Annotated in this window: 3 protein-coding genes; 2 read left to right on the forward strand and 1 reads right to left on the reverse strand. The window is 69.0% G+C overall.

Annotated elements, in window-relative coordinates; translation table 11 throughout:
• Positions 1-98: 98 nt before the first annotated feature.
• Positions 99-1,412, reverse strand: a complete 1,314-nt coding sequence (locus ACPT94_RS42075) for an ABC transporter substrate-binding protein (RefSeq protein ID WP_360351254.1) — start codon at positions 1,410-1,412, stop codon at positions 99-101.
• 472 nt (positions 1,413-1,884) lie between these two features.
• Between ACPT94_RS42075 and ACPT94_RS42080 the strand changes: the two genes are divergently transcribed.
• Complete coding sequence (locus tag ACPT94_RS42080) at positions 1,885-2,949, forward strand: LacI family DNA-binding transcriptional regulator (RefSeq protein ID WP_360351252.1); 1,065 nt, start codon at positions 1,885-1,887, stop codon at positions 2,947-2,949.
• A gap of 242 nt (positions 2,950-3,191) precedes the next feature.
• The coding region (locus ACPT94_RS42085) for a sialidase family protein (RefSeq protein WP_489686607.1) at positions 3,192-4,458 on the forward strand (1,267 nt) is incomplete at its 3' end.

Genomic DNA, 4,458 nt, shown 5'->3' on the forward strand with positions numbered 1-4,458 from the left:
GGGGCGCCGGGCGGCGCCACCGCGGCCGCCTCCGGGGACTTCGTGGTCGTTTCGGAGCTCATGGTGTCGGTGTTCATCCGCTTCAGAAGGGGGCGGTCTCAGTCGGACGCGAAGATCGTCTTCTTCTGGCGTTCGATGGAGGACAGCAGGCTGTCGATGCCCTTGGGGTCGCGGATGAACTTCTGCAGCGCGGGCTGCATCACCGTGGAGGTGAAGTCGGGCCGGCTGTCGCGGTCCATGAACTGGGTGAGATGCTTCGCCTGCGCGATCATCTCGTAGCCCTTCTTCTGAAGGGCGCTGTAGCCGGAGGTGTCGGCCTTCGTGGAGGCGGCGATAAGGCTCGGGTCGGCCTTGAGGTAGATCTCCTCGGCCTGCGGCGTGCCCAGGAACTCGAGCAGCTTGACGGAGCCGGAGTGGTTCTTCGGGCTCTTGCTGAGCATGATGCCGTCGGTCGGCGCCTCCACGGTGTCCTGCCCGAACTGCGGGTCGATCTCGGGGAAGGCGAAGAAGTCGAGGTCGTCCAGGTCGGCCTTGTCGGTGAACTGCTGGGCCACGAACATGCCGAGCATATACATGCCGGCCTTCTTGGCCACCAGCGTCTGGGCGGCGTCCTGCCAGGTTCGGCCGACCGCGCCCTCCTGGTGGTAGGGGAGGGTCTCGGCCCAGGTGTCGAAGACCTTGCGGACCTTGGCGTCGGTCCAGGCGGCCTTGCCCGCCATCAGCTCGACGTGGAAGTCGTAGCCGTTCAGACGGAAGTTGATCTGGTCGAAGCTGCCCATCGCCGGCCAGGCGTCCTTGTCGCCGTACGCGATCGGGACCAGGCCGTCCTTCTTCATCTGCTTGCACAGGGCGATGTATGCGTCCCACGTGGTGGGGACCTCGTAGCCGTACTTCTGGAAGACGCTCTTGCGGTAGAAGACCGCCCAGGGGGACGTGGTCAGCGGTACCAGGTAGTACTTGCCGTCCTGACCCTTGCTCAGGTCGTGCATGGCGCTGGGGAAGTTGCCGCCGATCGTCTTCCACACGTCGTCGATCGGGGAGGCCAGCCCCTTGGCCGCGAAGAACTGCATCCGGTAGCCCGCGAACCACTGGAACACGTCGTCCGGGGTGCCCTGCAGGTAGGAGTTGATCTGCTCCTGGAACGTGCCGTGGTCCTTGGTGTTGAGGGCGACCTTGATCCCGGACTGCTTGGTGAAGGCCGCGTAGACGTCGCCGTATGCCTTCTTCGGGACGGCGTCGGAGGCGTTGGACCCGACGGTGACGGTCTTCGGGTCGGACGCGGCGCCGCTGCCGCCGCAGGCGGACAGCAGCGGGATGCCGGCGCCCGCGAGGACGGCGGCACCGCCGATACCGCGCAGCAGGCCGCGGCGGCTGGTGCCGGGCATGGGCTGACCAGGGGAGGAAAGGTGCATTTCGGCTCCTGAGAGGGCGGCGGTACCCAGGTTTGGCACGTCGGCCCGAAGAGATGTGGTGAGGAAGTGGTCGCCAAGCAACCAGAATCAAACGAGATCGCACAGACCCGATCGGTGGATGCCAGGAAGAGTGAGGGCTGCGTGGGGCCGATGTCAAGGCTTTGCGGTTGCTCGCCCGTCCGGGCCGACCCTGTGGGCGGGGTGCCCCCTTCGCTGCCGGACTAGGCCCACGGGCTTGTCCAAGGGGGCGGGACAGCCTGGCCATTTGGGCTCTCACCAGCGGCGATGTGCCCCAGGGGGTCCGCCTGTCGAGGTGGTCGTCCCGGCCCTCGCGGCACGGTGCGGAACGGAAGTGAGTCGCGAGAACTCTTGACGCATGGCTGTCGGATGCGTAGACATGACCGCGCGGTCAGATCACGCGGTCATACCGTTGAGCTGGTTCGCAGCACAGACACAGCCGTAGGGAGACGTCATGACACCAGGAGCGGGGCGCGACGCGGGCTCTTCCGTGCCGCGCAGTGCGGACGTCGCACAACTGGCCGGGGTCTCACGCAAGACGGTCTCTCGGGTGCTGAACAACGAGCCGTACGTCTCCGACGAGGCGCGTCGGCGTGTCCTCGCGGCCGCCGAGGAACTCGGCTACCGGCTGAACCACGCCGCCAGGGCACTGGCCTCCGGACGCACCCGCTCCGTCGGTGTCGTCGCCCTGGGAACCGCCGGGTACGGAACCGCCTCCCTGCTCGTGCACATCGAACAGGCCGTACGGGACGCCGGCTACGCACTCCGCGTGATCAACACGCCGGACGGCGACCCGGAAGGCATCGCAGGCGCCGTCGAGTCACTCCTCGAACAGGGCGTGGACGGCGTCGTCGTCTCCGAACCCATCGTCAAAGGAGAAGTCCCGCTCCGCGTCGACGTGCCGGTCCTCTTCCTGGGAGCACCACCTTCGTTCACCGCCACCCGGACCATGGCCGTGAGCGTGGGCGCCCGTGAACTGGCGCGAGCGGCCACCGAACACCTGCTGGACCTCGGCCACCAGACGGTCCATCACCTCGCCGGCCCGCGACAGTGGTACGCCACCAAGGACCGCATCGAGGGATGGCAGGCGGCACTTGCCGCGCGGGGCGCGCACGAACCGCCGCTGCTCAACGGCGACTGGTCGGCCGCCTCCGGGTACGCGGCCGGTCGCGCGCTGGCCTCGGACCGTTCGGTGACCGCGGTGTTCGCCGCGGGTGACGAGATGGCCATCGGCCTGATCCATGCCCTGCGGGAAGCCGGTCGGCGTGTGCCGGAGGACATCAGTGTCGTCGGGTTCGACGGCAACCCGGTCTTCGCGTACGTCTCCCCGCCCCTGACCACCGTCCGTCAGCCCTTCGAGGCCTCGGCCCGGGAAGGAATCCGTCTTCTCGTGCACGCCATCGAGAAGCCCGACGCCGAGCCGCCTCGGGCCGAGGAACCACCGGTCGAACTTGTCGTCCGCGGCTCGACCGCACCCCCGTCGGCTCACCGGGGCCGGCCGCTGCTGCGCAGCATCTGAGCACCAGCCCACCACCTGAACACCAGCCGAAGACCACCCCGGACGTGCGCCCACACACCCGGGCACCCCGTCCGTCACCCACCGGCCGTCCCCCGCGACGGATCCGGCCGGGCCACGCAGCGACGTCACCAGACCCTTCGGACCCGACTGGCACGCGCCCATTGGACTCCGCCGCTCCCCACCCGACCGGTTGGGAGGGCGGGCACCGCAACACCTCCCCTTCCCCGTCATCGGAGCCGCACATGTCCCCTGCCCGGTCAGGCGCCAGACCCGGCGCCGCTCCGCGTCCCAGCACTGTCCTGTTCCTGCTGCTCGCCCTGATCGTCGCCGCGGCGACGCTGGTCCTGCCGACCGCGGGCAGGGCGAACGCCCTCTCCGTCCCCGCCCGGACCCTGTACACCCCGCCGTCGGGCGCGCCCTCGCCCGGCTCGCTCTACCCGCGGGGGCTGCGCCTGAAGTACAACGGCTCGGCCAACGGCACCATCCTCGCCACGTTCGAGCAGTACACCAACGGCACCCCCGTCTTCCCCATCTACCGCAGCACCGACAACGGCAACTCCTGGAGCAAGATCTCCGACGTCGCCGACACGCAGAACGGCTGGGGCATGCGCTGGGAGCCCGAGCTGTTCGAACTCCCCCGGGCCATGGGCGGTTTCCCCGCCGGAACGATCCTGGCCGCCGGTGACTCCGTCCCGGCCAACCGGGCGGGCACCAAGATCGACCTGTACGCCAGCACCGACCGCGGCACGACCTGGACCTTCGTCACCAACATCGCCACCGGCGGCGAGGCGATATCCAGCAACGGCCACACCCCGGTGTGGGAGCCCTTCTTCCTGCTCAACGGGGACCGGCTCATCGTCTACTACTCCGACCAGCGCGACACCGGTCACGGCCAGGAGATCGTCCACCAGGTCTCCACGGACCTCCGGACCTGGGGCCCGGTCGTGGACGACGTGTCGATGCCGACCTACGCGGACCGACCGGGCATGCCGGTCGTCACCCGGCTGCCCAACGGCAACTACGTGATGACCCACGAGTACTGCGGCGCGCCCGAAGGCGGTTGCTCCGTCTACTACAAGATCTCCGCCGACCCCGAGGCGTTCGGTTCCGTCACCGGTCGGGTGCTGCGAGCCACCGACGGCACGATCCCCAGCGGGGCGCCCTACGTCACCTGGCTGCCCACCGGCGGCCCGAACGGCACCCTCGTCGTCAGCGGGGACACCGTGGAGGACCTGTTCCTCAACACCGCGAACGGTGACGCGAACGCCTGGACGCGTATCCACGCCAACGTCGCCCGAGGCTACAGCCGCGGCCTGCTCCCCCTGGCCGACGGGCACAGCCTGATGGTGTTCAGCGGCGGCAGGGCAGGAGTGAGCACCCTGAACCCCGTCACCTACAGCATCATCGACCTGGGCGGCGGGATCTCCGACGGGGCCACCTACACCGTCTCCAACGCGGGCAGCGGTCTGAAGCTCACCATCGCGGGCGGCTCCACCACCAACGGCACCT

The sequence above is a fragment of the Streptomyces aurantiaciflavus genome, from assembly GCF_049808595.1.
In the GTDB taxonomy this organism is placed as follows: domain Bacteria; phylum Actinomycetota; class Actinomycetes; order Streptomycetales; family Streptomycetaceae; genus Streptomyces.

Bases quoted from the DNA above. Each gene is read 5' to 3' on its own strand.
- ACPT94_RS42075 (WP_360351254.1), bottom strand. From the start codon at position 1,412: ATGCACCTTTCCTCCCCTGGTCAGCCCATGCCCGGCACCAGCCGCCGC.
- ACPT94_RS42080 (WP_360351252.1), top strand. From the start codon at position 1,885: ATGACACCAGGAGCGGGGCGCGACGCGGGCTCTTCCGTGCCGCGCAGT.